A 17,509-nucleotide genomic window follows, 5' to 3' on the forward strand; every position below is an offset into this window, starting at 1 on the left:
GATGTAAAGTTAAGAAGAAACTCAACTTGATTTTTCAAATCATCTTTCTGTCCATTTGTAGAAACTCTTGTGTAAATTACTATTTTTCTATCTGTAGTAATATTACTGATACCTTTAAATTCTAAATACTGGTCATAAGTATAGTACCTTCTATCTGTTGGAGTTCTTTTGGCTTTTAATATATCTTCTCTATCCCAACGTTGTAAAGTTTTCACACTTACACCTAGTAATTCTGCAAAGTCTTTAGGTTTATAATTAGTTAAATGTTTATTCATGTTAATCTCACCTCTCGGGTACATATTAACATTTTCAAACACATTTGTACACTTTTTTATTAACTATAGACTTCCTCCTTGAACAAAAACATTAAAAACATTTTCTCTATTCTCTTTTGGTATACCAATTCCATCATCTTTCACTCTTATAACTACATAGCCATCTTCTGTATCCATAGATACAAGAATATTTCCGCCTTTAGGTGTAAACTTTATGGCATTAGAAATTAAATTAAGAATTATTCTTTCCATACCATCTATATCACACTTTATTATTTTTTCTTCAATTAAAGTATCAAAAACAATATTAATCTCTTTGTTCTCTACATATTCTACAACTGACATTGTTATATCTTCTACTAAATTAACAATGTCTACATTTCTAAATTTCATCTTCAAAAAGCCTGCATCTAATTTTGTCATATCTATTAGATTATTAGTAAGCCTTAAAATTCTAAAGCAATTTTGCTTAATCATAGGCATATATTTTTTAGAACAGTCAGCAATTATTTTATCTTCTAACTGATGCTTACTTTCTATAAGCTGAACTCCTGAAAAAATTATATTTATTGGAGTTTTTATTTCATGTGATATATTTGCAAAAAATTGAGTTCTTAATTTTTCAATTTCTTGATACTCTTTAATATCTTCAGATATTACTTTAACCTTTTTTTCCAATCTATTATTTTCTTTAACTAAGGAGTTAGTTTCAATAAACAATCCCAAAATAAGTATATAAAACCCCAAACAAGAAAGTATCTTTTCATTAATTATTGATGATCCCATAATATATGACAAATGAAATATAGCTCTTCTTATAACGATTGTTACTACACTTAATAAAAAAACAATCTCCATAAACTCCATATTCTTATAATCTCTAATAATAGTTACTACTATGGCAAACATAATAAAGAATGTACCAATTCCAATGCTATAATCTATAATTTTGTTTTTATATAGTATTTTTACTAAAGTATTATTCGTTAATATAAAAAATATATTTAATGCTATAAATATGTTTCTTAGTATAAGCATCAATGGAACCCTTGCATAGGCTACATTATTTTTTTGCATATAGTATATATATTATCTATGCATAAGCTAAAGAAAAATAAACTATATAAAATAAAATCATTATTTTTGGTAACTCTGTAATAAATAATACAACATGGTATAGCTATAATGTTTAATAAAAATATTATTCCTGATATTTCACTTCCAAACTTATTACATATTTTATTTGAAAATATTAACAAAGGAATAAATAAAGTAAGATATATTTTAAACTTACTAAACCTCATCTTTTTCTCTTTTTCACCCAATTTTTTCTCCCTACCTCTTATTAACCTTATTTTAATTCTCTTTCATACACTTCTCAAATTCTTTAGCAATTTCAGCAATCTCTGGTTTATTTGCTTTTAGAACCTCTAATTGTTCTTTCCTATGATCTACTATATATTTATACAAATCAGGATTTTCATTCTTTAATTTTCTTTCATATTTTTCACGTTTTCTCATATATCTGTCAAAAGCTTCTCTATTTTCATTTTTCATTTTTAACCAAAGCTTTATTCTATGTTCCATTATATTTGCTTCAACAGCATCTACTGGCTGACCAAGCTTTGAAGCTATTTCATTTAAATGTCTTTCAAGATGTTCAAATAACTTATCTTGATCATATTTACCTAAATGCTTCCATGCTTTTGCCTTTAAATCAATATCTGTTTCAGGAGTAAATTCAGCCTTAAGTTTTGTTATATTTTCTATTATTTCCTTAGCATGAACTTCCATCTGTTCCTCTGCATCTTTTCCAAAGGCCCATTCAAATTCTTCTATTATTTCCTCCTTAATTCTAGAAGGTCTAGCTGGCATGCTTTCTGATCCTTCTAAATTTTCTAAAGGATATGGATAAATCATTCCTGCATCATTAAGAGCTGCACTTATTGTTCTTCTAATAACTCCTTCTTTTAAAAGACTACTAAGACCAAATTTTCTCATTTCATCATTTAACTCTCCTATATGTTCAGTAATATAGAGCTGTATATTTCTAGCCTTGAAATTTTTATAAATCATTTCTAGTCTTTCTGCTGCTGTAAAATCAATACTGCTTATTCCACCTGCATCAATAATTACAACCTTAGTAGTATCCTTTATGCTGTTTTCTATATCATTTTGGAAAGTATTTATATTTCCAAAAAATAGACTTCCACTAAAACGATATATTACCGTACCTGCAATTTCTTTTACAGCACTATTTCTATTTAAATCATAAAAACCTTCTCTTCCTGGAATTATACCTAAGAAACTTCTAGGCGGTACAGCTGATTTAAATACCATAGCACCAAAAGATAAAATTACTCCAACAACTACTCCATAAATTGTTCCTAATATTAATACAGCTACAAATGCTCCTATAAAAATTAAGAATTCAGATCTATTAATCTTATATAAATGCATTGCTAAATCAAATTCTAAAACTCCTATTAAAGCTGCAATTACAATAGCTGTTAATACTGGTACTGGAAGATATGAAATAAACCCTGTAGCAAAAAGTAATACTAATGCCATTACAATGGATGCTGTAAATGAAACTACCTTTGTTTTTCCTCCATACTGTTCACCCATAACAGTTCTTGAAACGCTTCCATTAACAGGACAACACCCTACTATAGCAGCTGCTAAGTTACTTAATGAAAAAGCTAAAATTTCACGATTATCATCAATTTTATAGTTGTTTTTTATTGCAAAACTTGTTTCTGATAATAAAGATTCTGCTAATATAACACCAGCAATTGGCAAACTAAGCATAAAGCCATCCTTAAAATGTATTGCACTAAAACTTGGTATTATAATTTTAGGAAGTCCACTATCTACTTGAGATAAAAGAGCTACTCCATAATCTTCTACATGAAAAATAACTGTAGATAATGCTCCTAGTATCATAACTACTAAACTCATAGGAAATTTAGGAGCAAATTTTTTTGAAATAAGTATTATTGCTAAGGAAGCAATACCCATCCCTAATGAAATATAGTTAATTCTATTAAAACTTTTAATTATATGTTCTAGTAATTCAAATAGTTCCCCACTACCTGCATTTGATCCCATAAGCTTTGGAACCTGCATTAAAATTATAGTTGTACCTATTCCTGTTATAAATCCACCCATTACAGGAGTAGATATATAATTTACCATTCTTCCTGCTTTAAATATGTAAAAAATAAAAAGCCATACTGCTGTAAAGAAAGTTAATACAGGAATAAGTTCAATTGCTTCACTACTTCCTTCTACTATCCCTAAAGATAGTAATACTCCTCCAATTAAAGCTGCAGGAGCTGCATCTACTCCAAAAATAAATTGTGGAGAAGATGAAAACAAAGCAAACACTAAAATAGGAAGTACAGAACCATATAGTCCATAAACTGTAGGTAATCCTGCTATCTGTGCATATCCCATACCTATTGGAATAGAAATTGCAGCAATCATTATTCCTACAAAAATATCTTTAAATAAATCCTTTGCACTTATTTTACCTTCCATTACACACCTCAATCCTCTTTTTCTAATATAATTTTCCCTATATGATAACATATATCCAACTTTTATCAAAGGAATTTTAAGTATTTTATTCTTTAATTTAATTATTATGATAAATTAAATTAAATATACATATTTTTTGTAGAAATATATATCTGTAAAGAAAAATAAAAAATTCAGGCTTTTTTTATGCCTGAATTTATAAAATATCCATATTTTTCTTATTATCTAAACCCACTATAATGAAGTTCATATTCCTTATCTAAATGCAATTTATATTTTTTATTATCATAGTTATAACTTAGTTCTATTGTATCTTTAGGATTAATGCATACATTTTTCATAAGCCTTTTATCTGACTTAATTAAGCTTTCTATCTTAACTCTATTTCTTCCTATACTAAACTTATAAGAATCTTCTGAAGCTGTAATTCTATTTTCTAAATATCCTTTATATTTTCTATACATAACAAGAACTTCAACTTCTATTTTATTATTATTTTCTTTTAATAACTTAACTTTCATTTTTCCCTTCAATTAGAATACCCCCAAAAAAGTTATATTAGTAACACAATTATTAGTATTCTTATTGACTATAAAAAATTACTTTACAAAAATATATTCTTATTAAAAATCTATTCTTTTCTTAATATATCAAGGGTATGAGCAGCTGCTCCTAATAATTCTTTTCTTTCACATGTAGCCAGATGATAATCTACAAAAAGTTTAAAAGTTTCATCATCCATAGCTTTTAGTTCATGTCTTAAGTAATCTGCTGGACCATCAGCTGAAACAAGCTTAATTCTTTTTAATCCTGCTGCTTCTGAAATTTTTTCAATATCTTCTATTCTTACATAAGAAAAAAGATCTTCCTTTGAAGAAAGTGTTTGAAAATCCTCTGAAAGCTTTCCATTTTTAACACATTCCTTAATGTTATTTTGTCTAAAACAATAAGTAATAACACTAAATTCATTCATACAATATGCAACTAAAATAGTTCCACCCTTTTTAGTTACTCTTTTAGCTTCTTTTAATGCTTTTACCTTTTCCTCAAAAGTAAATAAATGATACATTGGTCCAAATACTAAAGTTACATCAAAATAATTTTCAGGAAATCTTGATAAGTCAAGAGCATTTCCTTGAAAGGCTTTAGCTGTACTTCCCTTAGCCTTTAATGTACCTAAATTATGTTTAACTAATTCAACTGCTGTAACATCATAACCTTCATTAGCAAGAAAAACAGAATAACGGCCTGTACCAGCCCCTACATCTAAAAGTTTTGCTGATTTTTCTTCACCTAAATATTCATGTATATATTTCATAGAAGTTATATACTCAACTTGGCCATGTCTTCTTGTTAATCTTTTATCTTCACAGAACTTCATATAATAATCATTTAATTCTTTATCTAATGTCATTATCTAACTCCTTATCTCTCTTTTTTAACTATTTCCTATTATATAGAGTGAATACCTCTTCTGTCTATTTATTTTTTAAAAAACAAAGTGGCTAATGTGTCATAATTTAGAACACAATAGTCCACCTTTATAATTTATCTTATCCTAACATTTGAAGTTCATGGAGCTTTATACAATTTTTAATAGTATTATTTTCAACAGCTTCTTTACACTCTTCAAGATCCATCCATAGTACTCCTTGTACTTCTTCCTCTTGTAATTTTAATTTATCTATATCAAGATTATTTAGTTTAAGTTTATATACCTTTGAAATTTGGTTATTCTTAAAAATTTCTCCATGAAATATATTTTCCGATTTTGTTCTGCTTATACCAATTTCTTTTAATTCTTCTGGAGAGGCCTCTATTCCAAGCTCTTCTTTTAGTTCTCTTAAGGCTGATTCTAGAAAGTCATCTCCTGCTTTTATATGGCCTGCTGAAGATATATCTAAACACCCTGGATGAGAGTCTTTATTATCACTTCTTTTTTGTAATAATACATCAAGCCCACCTTTTTCATTATCTCTTACTATCCATACATGGGAAGTTCTATGAGGATCTCCATCTCTATGAACTTCATCTCTCCTCTTAACTTTCCCAGTAGGGTTCCCATTTTCATCTACAATATCAAGCATTTCCATAAGCTTTTTCCCTCCTTAATATTTTATCATTTTAAATCTATTTAATTTATTATCTTCTTTAGCTTTAAACTCTTCTTTTTTTATATCTAGCCTTCTTATTTTTTTAAAATCTGCATTATTTTTATTAAAGTCTTTTATTTTTTCTCTTATGTATTTATCATGATTTTCTATGTTATTAATTTTCATATACTCTAAGTCCAAATAAATTTCAGCATGTATTTCCCCCTCTACATACAATATAGAAGCTTCTTTAATTCCATCTATTCTTCTAAGCTTATATTCTATTTCTTCTGGTGAAACAGTTTGCCCATTTTTAAGAGTAATTATATTTTTAATTCTACCAACTATATGTAAGAATCCTTCTCTATCTATATATCCAATATCTCCAGTTTTAAACCATTCTCTCTTAAAGGCTGATTTTGTTTTTTCTTCATCCTTATAGTATTCCTTCATAACCATAGGCCCTTTTACCATTATTTCACCTTCTTCAGAAACAGTGACTTCACATCCTGGAATAACTTGTCCTACGCTGCCAGGATTATTAAATTTATTTCTATTAATTGATATTATTCCTGAAGTTTCACTTAACCCATAAGCATTTAACACTTCAATTCCTAAAGCTCTAAATTCTTTAACTAAATCTTCATCTATAGAGGCATTTTCACAAAAAATATATTTAATATCTAAACCTAAAATATCTTTCACCTTTGCAAAAAGTCTATTACTAATATTTATTCCGTGAGACATAAGAAATAATGATAGCTTAATTTTCATTTTCAGTTTAAAATCTGAATTTACTTTTTTAAGTTCATTCATAATATATTTTCTTAAATATATTAAAGTAGAGGGAACAACTATCATACTTTCCAGATTTACTTTATTAAAATTTTTCATAAAGTTTTTTGAATTAGAATCAAAGAATACTATAGTCCCTTGAATCATAGGTACTATAATTCCTAAAATAATTGAATAAACATGATGCATATCTACATTCATATAAGCAACTTCACCTAAAAAAGCTATTTTTGCAGCTGCAATTCCATCTGAAAGAATATTTTTATGAGTAAGTACAATTCCTCTTGGTTTAGATGAAGTTCCTGAAGTATAGATAATTTGAGCAATAGAATCTTCATGCACCTTATATTTACTATATTCTTCTCTTCCTAACTCTTTAAGCTGCTTTCCTTCTTCAGATAACTTATAAAGCTCATTCATTTTTATATAATACTTTACTTGTAAATTCATATTTTTCAAATCATTAATTGTATCAATATAAGTACTATCATAAATAACAGCTTTACAATTAGTTTCTTCTAATATGAATGAAACCTCTTCTTTTTTTAAGCTCTTATCTATTGGAACTACCGTAACTCCTCCACATACAAGAGTTAAGTATGATAAAGCCCACTCATAGCTAATATTCCCCAAGATTCCTACCTTACAGTTTTTTATTCCCATCATAAAAAAGGCAGTACCTAAAGAATTAACTTGTTTATTTAACTCTATGTAATCTATATCTATTATTTTGCTCTTTTTTTTATATTTAATAATAATATTATTGGGAAATTCCTCTTCATTAGCTAGTAATAAATCTTTCACTGTATAAACATCAATTGTATTATAAAAAGGATAATTTTTATTTTTCATTTATCTCATTCCTATCAATTCTTTAAACTCTATAATTTAACAAACAAAACTTCTCTTCTTTATAATAATACATATTTTCTAATATTATACAATGGTTTTTGTAAGATTATCCGCGCATAATAAGATATTCTTCTATAACTTTCATTATGTCTAAGAATTGTTTCTTAGTAACTTCATTCTCAGATTTAAATCTACTTAGTTCAAGAAAATATCCCTGCTCTTTTGCAATAGAAACACTTTCATTAAAGTATATTCCAAAAACAAAAGCTATATGGGAAACTACACTATCTACAGGTGTTTTCTTTAATTTTCTTAATACTGTTTCATGTCTTTTAAAAGATTCTAAAACCTCTTTAGTAACAATAGAACTTTTTAGTTCCTCTTCAGAATAACCATAAACATTATATGCTGGCTCTGTAACATTCACTCTGAATATATCTATTTTATCAGCATCTCTTAATATTTTTGCAAAAAGTAGCTCTCTTTCTGAAAGATTATCTGGAAGCTCATAAACATTGTGATTAGAAATTACTTTTTCTATTAACTCATCTTCTGATTCATCTTCAATAAAATCTCTTATTTTATTTTCTTCAAATAGAATCTGAACTCCAAGTTTAGCATGATCTACTGATTCTGCATCTACAAAGGTATTAAATCTTTTTATCTGCTCAAATCTTCCTATATCATGTAATAATCCTGTTAAATAAGCTAAGTCCTTATCATCACTACTTAAATTTAATCTTTCTGCTATTTCATCACATATTTTACTTACCCTATAGGTATGATCTATCTTAAGCTTAATTTTTCCATCCTTACTATTATAGTTATCTACATAGCCTTGAAAAACTTTTTCTGCTTCATTTCTATTTATCTTCATAAGTATCACTCCTAAATTATGCTATACATTTTATTAGAATATATCACATTATGTTAATATAATTATATTTGCAAAAAAACCTACATAAAACTTTATAAAATCAATATTTATAAGAAATTAAAGATATTTTTATATTTCTAACTATATCCTTATAAATTTATATTTGGTCACCATATGGTCCCCATATGGCCCCTTAGCCATTAGAGAACATATGGAAAACATAACAAAAAACAGTATATCTAATCATGTTTATTTCTTATAATAAAAGGCAGTATAAACATCGTTTTTATACTGCCATTTAATTTAAAGCTAACTGTTTTTATTATTAATTCAAAAACATTATATGCTTTTCTATAAATTAAGTAAAGCTCTCCAAGTATTCTTACCTACTATTCCATCAACTAAAAGTCCCCTGGTTCTTTGAAACTTCTCTACAGCCTCTTCTGTATCATCTCCAAATATGCCATCAGAAATAATACCAAGTTCTTCTTGTATCCACTTAGTAATATTGCCTCTTGCACATTTCTTAACTATAGGGCATGCTGATAAAGTTAATTCTCCTGGAGCTCCATCAATAACTAGCTCATTTCCATTCTTATCTCTAAAACCTTGTCTATTTAATTCTTCCTGAAGAGGTACATAAATATTTGTAGGAGCTACTGCAGCTTCTACACTTTTTATTTCCTTATTAAGAATCTCCTCATTAAAATTATTCATATCTACATTTCCTACTATTCCAGGAACTCTTCCCTCTTCAGTATATTGATGACCTGCATAAGAACTTCCCCAAACCTTAGTAAAGCCAGGTTTGTCTACTCCATAATGAGCACACCATAAAGAATATTTATTAAGCCTCTTATCCAAATTCTCTTCTATAAAGCTAGGACATGCATAAATACATATCTCCATTCCACTAAGAGCTTTAAACTTCTCTATAAATCTTAAAGCATAATCCATAAAATCATTAGGTTCATTCTTACTATGTTCAAGATCTAAACATGGCAACAAATCATTTTCTTTATCCTTAATACAATTATAAAAATTCTCTGCTTGAGTTTCGGGTTCACTGCTGCCAACTAAAAAATGATAGTAACCAGTACGTAACTTTTCAGACTTTGCTCCGTAACTATGGCGTAACATATACTCATCAATATAGGTTGTACCTTCACTAGCTTTTATATAAACACACTCTATTCCGTAACTTTTAACTAAACTCCAGTTAATATTTCCATTATGATTTGATACATCAATTCCTTTCATATACAAAACTTCCCTTCTGTTTTGAGTTTTATATATGACATATACCCTTAATAAAGAAAAGAGGGGGAGTTTCCCCCTTTGAGCGAATATTATAATTATTAAAAATTTTAATATTCAAATGAAACATCATAGAACTTAATTAGAATGCTTCATTATTTATTATATTTTATGTGTTTATTTTATAGATGAAGAATTATATTCAGCTACATCGAATATACTTGATGCATTTGTAATTCCACCAGTTTCATCAATATATCCGTAATTACATGGAGATAGACAGCCTAAAAATACTATTCCTTTCTTAAAATTGCTACTATCAATTAAAGTATAATAATTATAACCACTATTTTTAATAACATCGTTATAAAAAGCTGCAAGACTTTCATTTGTTAAAGTGTTTTTATCAAAATATGCTTGACCTCTTTTACCTAAAACTTTTGTTTTTGTTCCATTAGTTACGTTTTTTTCTTGTATATTATATATACTAGCATAAGTTCTCTCTGGAGATGTAGTTTCTTTTACCGATGTATTTTTATCTGTACTTGAAGATGATTTATTAGCATTAGATTCTGTATTTGAATCTGTTGGAATAGATACCACCTCTTCTTCAACTGAAACTTTTTCCTCTGTTTTATTAGTATTATTAGAAGTTATGCAGCAAGCTAAAATAAACAAGATTATAAATCCACTTCCAAAATACTTAAGTACGTTCTTTCTTTTTTGTCTCTCCTCGACTATCCATAGTAAAGCCCATTTAGGATTAATTAATCCAATGATCAACATAATCAGGCACACTATTGCTAGTAATCTTATTATTGCTACCATTTATCTTCCTCCATTTCAAATTGAGCTACAAATATAATTATGCATAGAAAGATATTATTATTTTCACATCATCTCAGCTATCACAATAATATAAATTATTATTCAATAATTCAGTATCAGTTACTTTAGCACATCAACATAATCTTTCTTTTTTACCATACACAAAACTCCAATAAATAATACTACTATAGAAGCTCCTATTATTCCATACATCGTTTTATTAGTCCAATTCACATAAGGTAAAACATACATACCTAAAACATTAAAAATTATATGAATTATGCAACAATTTATTATATTTTCATTGATACAATAAACTACTCCTAATATTAAACCAAGAATTAATGTATATATAACTTGTGCTTTATTATTATGAGTAATAGCAAAAATTACTGCTTGAAGTACAATTACTAATTTAATATTAAATAGCTTTTTAAGATGTTCAAATACTATTCCTCTATACAAAATCTCCTCAAATATAGGAACTAATATACCACCTATAAAAACATAAAAAATAATATTTAACATAGAGAAATTAGTAAGCACCAAATGAGGATTTACACTTTCCTCATTAATAAGACAGTTTGTCATAAAAATATATAATAAACAAGTAATTGATATTCCTATAAATATTGATTCAATAAATTGACATATACTAATCTTTTTTAATTTAATATCTATAGCCTCTTCACTATTCTTTTTTAAGAAAAATTTAAAGTAATAAACAATACTAGTGAATATAATAGATATAAAAGATATTAAATACTTACTCTCTTTCATTTTGACTACTGATGAAATAATAGATTCTGTTAAATTTACATCAACAGAAACGTTCTGAAAATATGCAATAAATACGCTTACTATTTGAACTCCTGTTTGAATTATTATATATATTAAAACAGTAAAAATTACCCTAAGTAATATGTCTATTCTTTCTCTTACACTCATTTATTTACCTCACTTTAACTCGTTAAAATTTATTAGTTCATAATTTTCTTGCCAATAAAAAAATAGCTTGAAATAAATTCAAGCTATTTTTTTATTAGCGAATGTTAACCAGCAAATCCACCAACTGTTGCTGCTGCAACAACTCCACCACCAACACTTACTTTTGCTAAAGCAGCATCAGCAAATGGAGCTGGACCATCTACTGCACATCCTGCTAGTGCACATGCTCCTCCTGCAATACCACAAAATGCTCCACAAACAAAATTGCTCCATGACCATCCATTCATCACATTAATTGGTTTCATATGTTCTTCCTCCAATTTATTATATATTTATAAACTTCCTAAGAAGATTTATAGCTAATCTAAAAGATTTAATACTATATTTTCCTTTTTAACTTTTAAAGCCAAGTATAATGCTATAACAGTCAAACCAACTGCCCCTATAAAAATAACATTTAAAATTTCAGTCCATAGCATACTTGAATTTGAAAACATTACAGCAATAAATGCTACATATGCTAAACTTGATACTCCTTGTACTAATTTTGAATATGTTATGCTAACACACCACATTGAGTATCCATTTATAAAACAATAAGGTATTCCTACAGCAACTCCAAAAATTACTGGTATTACAAATACACCTATAGATATAATTATCTTTTTATACAAAATACTTACTACTATAACTGATAAAATTGAATCCAATAATCCTATCATAATTGATATAACTACAGGAACTATTATTTTTGATAATATTACTGTTATAGGACCACAAGGTAATGATAATAAGCTCTCTATTGTATGATTACTTTTTTCCTGCCAAAATCTCAAAACTGCTAATAATCCCATATATGTACCTGTAACAGCAACATATATAATCATATTTTTAGCTATTTCTTCACTATTTTCTGTAGTCATCTTTACATTCAATAATCTTCCAGAAGAGATTATGGTCATAAATATAAATATACAAATAGAATTAATTATTATTTGTTTTTTTCTATGGCTAGCAGATTTATATTCTTTCCATATTATAGCCTTAACTGAATCTATCACTTTTCTCCTCCTTTTACTAAATCAAAATAAAGATTTTCAATTTTATTATTAAGTTCATAAATACTATCAATTTGCAAACTACTATTAATAATCTTATTTACAATCTCATCTTTACGAACTGAAGAAACATTAATATTCAATCTATCATTGACAATTCCAAAATTACTAATATTAAGGTCATTTACAAACCTTTTATAAGAATTAATTCTATCTGCATTGTCCTCATCAGAACTAATAATAATAGAAACTTGATTGCCATTAGCTATATTACACATCTTATCGCAGAACAAAATATCTTTTTTTATAATTGCAACTTTTGTACAAATATTTTCTACATCACTTAAATTATGTGAACTAAAAAATATAGTTGTTTCCTTTGAAATATTCCTTAAAATTCTTTTTACTAAATACTGACCATCTGGATCTAAACCATCTGTCGGTTCATCCAATATTAAAACTTCTGGTTTGTTTAATAAAGCTTTTGCTAGTCCCAAACGTCTCTTCATTCCCTTTGAAAATTCACTAACCAGCTTATCCGCGTACTTATCTATTTCAAATAACTCTAACAAATCTAATATTCTTTTCTTTCTACCAACTTCAGAATTATAAATTCTATCATAGAACTCCATATTTTCAATAGCTGTTAAGTCTGGATAAAGTCCTTCATCATCTAAACAAAAACCTATCTTTTTCCTTACTTCATTTCTAATGCTATTCATTCCACAAATTTCTATTTGTCCTTCAGTAGGTTCTAATATTCCAAGCATCATTCTGATAGAAGTTGTTTTTCCTGCCCCATTTGGGCCTAAATATCCAAATATATCTCCCTCATCAACAGAAAAGCTTATATTATCTAATACAGTTTTATCATTAAATTTTTTAACTACATTATTAAATCTTATAATCTCACTCATTCAATTCTCCTTATTAAATATAATCATATGTTTTATTCATTATCTTTTAAAACAAAATGAATTGTTAGTAATATCACCTGAAACAGCATACTCTAAACTTCTGCAATCACCACATGCATATCTAACCTCACATGTACTACACTTAGATAGTTTGTCCTTATTTAACTTCCAAAAGGCATTTAAATTTTCTTCCTTAAATGTACTTACGGAATCATTAATATTACCATACTTGAAGTCTAATAAACCCAAGCATGGATATACGTTTCCTAATTTATCAAAATAACAACTTTGATAGAAACAAGGATTGTATTTCTTATTTACAGAAAAATTTTCAACAGATACCCTTGACAAACTATTACATTCTTTAATATATTCTTTCGGAATTAAATTCAAGTCCTTATGAACAATAAAATCACACATTATATTATTTATATTATTTTGATTTAATAAGTTATATATATTAATAACTTCACTTTTCATTTCATAATCTGCTAAGAAAAAGTAAGTATAATCTATACCTATATATCTACTATCCTCAGATATTAGAGATTGTATATCAAAATTCTCATCTATACTTCTTTGTAAAATTAGCGATATATTATTATTTTTTATGTAATCAAGAATTTCTTTATCCTCAATTGCAGCTGTAAAATTCAGAACAACTTTTTCTATTCCAGACTTTTTAGAGTGCTCAACAATATCTCTAATCAGCTTCCAATTTAAAAGTAAATTTCCATCTTTTAAATAAACTTGCTTACACTTATATTTTTGTAATAAGCTTATTATTTTACATGCTGTATCTAATGAAATAGTTTCAACTTCACTTTTATCAATCCCTGTACAAGCTAAACATTTCATTTTATTAACTTTATCTTTTGAATTACAAAAGCTACACTTCTGATTACATAAACCTCCAATACCTATAGTTGCTCTACCTATTACAGGTGGAAGCTTAAAAAATAATTTATCTATCCACTTAGGTACTAACTCTAATTTTTCAGCAGTAACTGGTACTTCATAATATTCTCCAAGATTAGACTGTTTAAACTTATCCAAATATTCTTTTGCTATATTCAAATCAATATTCAACTCATCACAAGCTTTAGTAATTGGCATATTATTTTCAGTTCTAGTTAATAGATCTTTTTCTTCATTTCTAACTAAAAAGATATCTCCAGATAAAGTATTATATATTGCATTTTCATCTGCCCCATTTACCAGATAACATTCTTCAAACAATTTAAAGTACTTCATCATTTTAAAATCACCGCCAGTTCTCTAATAGTGTCATAATATTCATTAAAATATGTACCAACCCAAATTGGATTTAATTCAAAAATTGAATATACAAATTTGATATTATTCTTAAAACTTTCTATTTGCTCCTTACAAATATCAGAATTAATTACCACTTCATTCTTAATTGCTATAGATGTGAAACATCTTTTACATGTACTTCTTAATAAACATTTACTACACTTCTTTACTACTGCCTTATTATATCTATTAACTATATCTGCACACTTATCAAAATCTAATCCATCATTTATATTTCCAATAGATACTTCTCTATTTGTCTTTTCACAAATGTAGAAATTTCCTGTATAGTCTACAAATAACTTACTACCTGGAATACAGGCTCCTGTATATTTAACAACTTTTGAATTCACTAGGCTCAAGTCTATTTGTTTCATGAAATATGAAGTACAAATATCTCCGAATATTCTATTCATAAAAGTATTGAAAGAATATTTTTTTTCTTTAACATTCTCAATAAATTTTTCCTGTAAAGAATCTAGCTTTTCCTTAAATAGCTTATAATCTTCCTCACTGAATTTTTCATAATAATTAGTATTATTAGGATTAACTCCATTAATAGCTAACTCAACTAAATGAGGATTATTATTAAAGAACTCTTCCATTTTTTCGAAGTCAGTTTTATAATCAAATACTGAACTAATAAAAACAGGACTTCCTTGCTTCTCATATAACTTGTTTATATTTTTCATAACAATATCAAAAGTTCCTATGCCTGCCACATTAACTCTATTTCTATCATGGTTTTCTTTATATCCATCTAAACTAACTACTACACTAAACTCTTCTTTAACTAAGAAATCAATAATTTCATCAGTTAATAAAGATGCATTTGTAGTTATAGAAAAGAATATTTTATCTTTATACAACTCTTTTGCATATTCTACACATTCTTTAACCAACTTAAAATTCACTAATGGCTCTCCTCCATAAAAAGCAACCACTGGTCTACGATTTGGATTAGCTTCCCTACCTTCTTTGATATATTTAAAATATAACTCTATACTTTTCTTAGCTGTATCATCGTCCATATTATGAGTTTCATGAACACGCTGTCCTGAATATTGTCCAGAATAAACACAATATTTACATCTAAAATTACATTGACTAGTTACTTCAATAGCTAACTCTGTAAATCCTGATTGCAATAACTCATTCTTAATCTCAGCACCAGTATAATTAGTTTCAATATTATACTTTTCTTTATTTAATTTTAATATATTTTCATATCTATCTTTATTACTATTCAAGTACTTTTTACCAAGAACTATATTTGAGTCAGGAAAGTACACATATTCACTTCCACTATAGGTACTAAACTCATATTTATTTAGCATATTCTAAACCCGCCTTTCATTATTTTATGTTATTTAAATAATGCTCTCTCTCCTAATTTTATTAGTTAAAATATAAAAAAGTTATTCCACCATACTCGAGTGAAACAACTTTTTTAATAATCACAATAAATATGGTATACTTAAAATATGGTATACTTAAGGTAAATTTATACAACTTTTCATTAAGATTACTTATAAGATATCATGCATATTGGACCTATGTCAATATAGTGGACACATTTTTTCGATTTTTTCTATGCTATTTTATTTCTTTCTCGTACCTCACATTCTTCAGGAGTAATATAACCTAATGCTGAATGAATTCTTTTTCGGTTATACAAAAGCCTTCTATATATTTAAAAATAGCTATTCTTGCACAACTATAATCTGAATATTTAGTTGTATATACTTCTTCCTTTTTTAATGCTGCATGAAAAGATTCTATGCAAGCATTATCATAAGGACATCCTTTTTTGCTAAAAGATTGCTTAATATTAAGTTTTGAACATAATTCCTTCATTTCATTACTTGTATATTGAGAGCCAAGAACAGTATGAAATATAACATTATTAGAAGGTTTTTGTAAGTTATAGGCATTAGTTAAAGCTTCTACTACAAGAGCATTATTCATTGATTTACCGTAAGCATAGCCAATAATTTTTTTGCTATGAAGATCTAATACAGAGGCTAAGTAGGTCCATCCATCTTTGAGAGTATGTATATAAGTTATGTCTCCTACCCATTTTTCGTTTATAGTTGTTGTTGAAAAGTCCCTTTTCAAAACGTTTTCCAAACCATTTACTACATTCTTACTTGAATGATGCTTATATTTTTTTATTGTAATTGCATATAAATTCATTTGTCGCATCAATTTCTGAACATTTTTTTCACTTATTACATAACCTTCTTTTATCATTATTTGTTGAATCTTAGGAGAGCCATATCTGCCTTTATTATCATGGTATATCTTGTTTATAATTTCTTTTAATTTTTCATTTTCTTTTGCCCTTGGTAGCTCAGATTTATTTAAAGTTTTATAAAAACTGCTTCTAGCGACGCCAAGCACTTCACACATCTTACTAACACCATGTTCATCTTTATATTTTTGTATTATTGGAACAACTAATTCTAATTTCTTGTAGCAAATATGGCCATAGCTTTTTTTAATATTTCATTTTCCTCTTTAATCCTAGCTATCTCTTTTTTCATAGCTATTATTTCTTGTTTAGTCACAACTTCGTTATCGTCAATTTTTATTTCTTTCTTTTTATCTATCCATCCATTCATTGTTGACTTTGCAATCCCATATTCGTCGCTTAGCTCTGATAAGCTCATTCCTGACTTGTAGAGATCAACTATCATATCTTTATATTCTTGTGTATATCTTTTACCATTACCCATAGGGACACATC

16 protein-coding genes and 1 pseudogene are annotated in these 17,509 nt (G+C 27.2%); all 17 read right to left on the bottom strand.

All coding sequences use genetic code 11. The features are described from left to right. Window positions 1-275, bottom strand: a 275-nt coding sequence (locus tag BM384_RS08730) for a MerR family DNA-binding transcriptional regulator (RefSeq protein WP_139232078.1), incomplete at its 3' end; no start/stop codon positions are given. 63 nt (window positions 276-338) lie between these two features. Next, window positions 339-1,313 carry a sensor histidine kinase gene (locus BM384_RS08735; protein WP_175537320.1) on the bottom strand — a complete coding sequence of 325 codons (975 nt, stop codon included), beginning with the start codon at window positions 1,311-1,313 and terminating at the stop codon, window positions 339-341. 318 nt (window positions 1,314-1,631) lie between these two features. After that, on the bottom strand, window positions 1,632-3,818 hold the full coding sequence (locus BM384_RS08745) for a SulP family inorganic anion transporter (RefSeq protein WP_242945990.1): 2,187 nt from the start codon (window positions 3,816-3,818) through the stop codon (window positions 1,632-1,634). A gap of 221 nt (window positions 3,819-4,039) precedes the next feature. Continuing rightward, window positions 4,040-4,351 (bottom strand): hypothetical protein, encoded by a 312-nt coding sequence (locus tag BM384_RS08750; protein WP_090012931.1) that lies wholly within the window; start codon window positions 4,349-4,351, stop codon window positions 4,040-4,042. Between the two features lie 98 nt (window positions 4,352-4,449). Further along, window positions 4,450-5,232, bottom strand: coding sequence for a class I SAM-dependent methyltransferase (locus BM384_RS08755; protein ID WP_090012932.1), 783 nt, complete (start codon window positions 5,230-5,232; stop codon window positions 4,450-4,452). A 139-nt stretch (window positions 5,233-5,371) separates the two neighbouring features. After that, a complete protein-coding gene (locus tag BM384_RS08760; RefSeq protein WP_090012934.1) occupies window positions 5,372-5,911 on the bottom strand; it encodes an NUDIX hydrolase in 540 nt (179 codons plus the stop codon). 15 nt (window positions 5,912-5,926) lie between these two features. After that, window positions 5,927-7,558: an AMP-binding protein gene (locus tag BM384_RS08765; RefSeq protein WP_090012936.1), complete on the bottom strand. Its 1,632-nt coding sequence runs from the start codon at window positions 7,556-7,558 to the stop codon at window positions 5,927-5,929. A gap of 106 nt (window positions 7,559-7,664) precedes the next feature. Next, entirely contained in the window at window positions 7,665-8,435 is a 771-nt protein-coding gene (locus BM384_RS08770; RefSeq protein WP_090012938.1) for an HD domain-containing protein, read from the bottom strand. Window positions 8,436-8,786: 351 nt separating this feature from the next. Next, window positions 8,787-9,695, bottom strand: coding sequence for a GH25 family lysozyme (locus BM384_RS08775; protein ID WP_090012939.1), 909 nt, complete (start codon window positions 9,693-9,695; stop codon window positions 8,787-8,789). Between the two features lie 174 nt (window positions 9,696-9,869). Then, the gene (locus BM384_RS08780; protein ID WP_090012941.1) at window positions 9,870-10,520 is read right to left on the bottom strand and encodes a hypothetical protein; all 651 of its coding nucleotides are present in this window, start codon (window positions 10,518-10,520) and stop codon (window positions 9,870-9,872) included. 120 nt (window positions 10,521-10,640) lie between these two features. Next, window positions 10,641-11,468, bottom strand: a complete 828-nt coding sequence (locus BM384_RS08785) for a CPBP family intramembrane glutamic endopeptidase (RefSeq protein WP_090012943.1) — start codon at window positions 11,466-11,468, stop codon at window positions 10,641-10,643. A 104-nt stretch (window positions 11,469-11,572) separates the two neighbouring features. After that, window positions 11,573-11,773, bottom strand: a complete 201-nt coding sequence (locus BM384_RS08790; protein ID WP_090012944.1) for a hypothetical protein — start codon at window positions 11,771-11,773, stop codon at window positions 11,573-11,575. A gap of 54 nt (window positions 11,774-11,827) precedes the next feature. Next, the gene (locus tag BM384_RS08795; RefSeq protein ID WP_090012945.1) at window positions 11,828-12,529 is read right to left on the bottom strand and encodes an ABC transporter permease; all 702 of its coding nucleotides are present in this window, start codon (window positions 12,527-12,529) and stop codon (window positions 11,828-11,830) included. After that, window positions 12,526-13,443, bottom strand: coding sequence for an ABC transporter ATP-binding protein (locus BM384_RS08800; RefSeq protein ID WP_090012947.1), 918 nt, complete (start codon window positions 13,441-13,443; stop codon window positions 12,526-12,528). The genes BM384_RS08795 and BM384_RS08800 overlap by 4 nt, the downstream gene beginning before the upstream one ends. Window positions 13,444-13,482: 39 nt before the next feature. Then, a complete protein-coding gene (locus BM384_RS08805; RefSeq protein ID WP_090012948.1) occupies window positions 13,483-14,700 on the bottom strand; it encodes an SPASM domain-containing protein in 1,218 nt (405 codons plus the stop codon). Further along, on the bottom strand, window positions 14,697-16,097 hold the full coding sequence (locus tag BM384_RS08810) for a radical SAM protein (protein WP_090012950.1): 1,401 nt from the start codon (window positions 16,095-16,097) through the stop codon (window positions 14,697-14,699). The genes BM384_RS08805 and BM384_RS08810 overlap by 4 nt, the downstream gene beginning before the upstream one ends. Before the next feature lie 254 nt (window positions 16,098-16,351). Further along, window positions 16,352-17,498, bottom strand: a pseudogene (locus BM384_RS08815) (IS3 family transposase). Window positions 17,499-17,509 lie beyond the last annotated feature (11 nt).

Source organism: Clostridium sp. DSM 8431 (assembly GCF_900116755.1).
Classification (GTDB): Bacteria; Bacillota; Clostridia; order Clostridiales; family Clostridiaceae; genus Clostridium.

What these genes read in the sequence shown, in the direction of transcription:
- BM384_RS08775 (WP_090012939.1), bottom strand. Translation starts at nt 9,695, where the DNA reads ATGAAAGGAATTGATGTATCAAATCATAATGGAAATATTAACTGGAGT.
- BM384_RS08770 (WP_090012938.1), bottom strand. Translation starts at nt 8,435, where the DNA reads ATGAAGATAAATAGAAATGAAGCAGAAAAAGTTTTTCAAGGCTATGTA.
- BM384_RS08780 (WP_090012941.1), bottom strand. Translation starts at nt 10,520, where the DNA reads ATGGTAGCAATAATAAGATTACTAGCAATAGTGTGCCTGATTATGTTG.
- BM384_RS08760 (WP_090012934.1), bottom strand. Translation starts at nt 5,911, where the DNA reads ATGGAAATGCTTGATATTGTAGATGAAAATGGGAACCCTACTGGGAAA.
- BM384_RS08805 (WP_090012948.1), bottom strand. Translation starts at nt 14,700, where the DNA reads ATGATGAAGTACTTTAAATTGTTTGAAGAATGTTATCTGGTAAATGGG.
- BM384_RS08735 (WP_175537320.1), bottom strand. Translation starts at nt 1,313, where the DNA reads ATGCTTATACTAAGAAACATATTTATAGCATTAAATATATTTTTTATA.
- BM384_RS08785 (WP_090012943.1), bottom strand. Translation starts at nt 11,468, where the DNA reads ATGAGTGTAAGAGAAAGAATAGACATATTACTTAGGGTAATTTTTACT.
- BM384_RS08790 (WP_090012944.1), bottom strand. Translation starts at nt 11,773, where the DNA reads ATGAAACCAATTAATGTGATGAATGGATGGTCATGGAGCAATTTTGTT.
- BM384_RS08765 (WP_090012936.1), bottom strand. Translation starts at nt 7,558, where the DNA reads ATGAAAAATAAAAATTATCCTTTTTATAATACAATTGATGTTTATACA.
- BM384_RS08745 (WP_242945990.1), bottom strand. Translation starts at nt 3,818, where the DNA reads ATGGAAGGTAAAATAAGTGCAAAGGATTTATTTAAAGATATTTTTGTA.
- BM384_RS08800 (WP_090012947.1), bottom strand. Translation starts at nt 13,443, where the DNA reads ATGAGTGAGATTATAAGATTTAATAATGTAGTTAAAAAATTTAATGAT.
- BM384_RS08755 (WP_090012932.1), bottom strand. Translation starts at nt 5,232, where the DNA reads ATGACATTAGATAAAGAATTAAATGATTATTATATGAAGTTCTGTGAA.
- BM384_RS08810 (WP_090012950.1), bottom strand. Translation starts at nt 16,097, where the DNA reads ATGCTAAATAAATATGAGTTTAGTACCTATAGTGGAAGTGAATATGTG.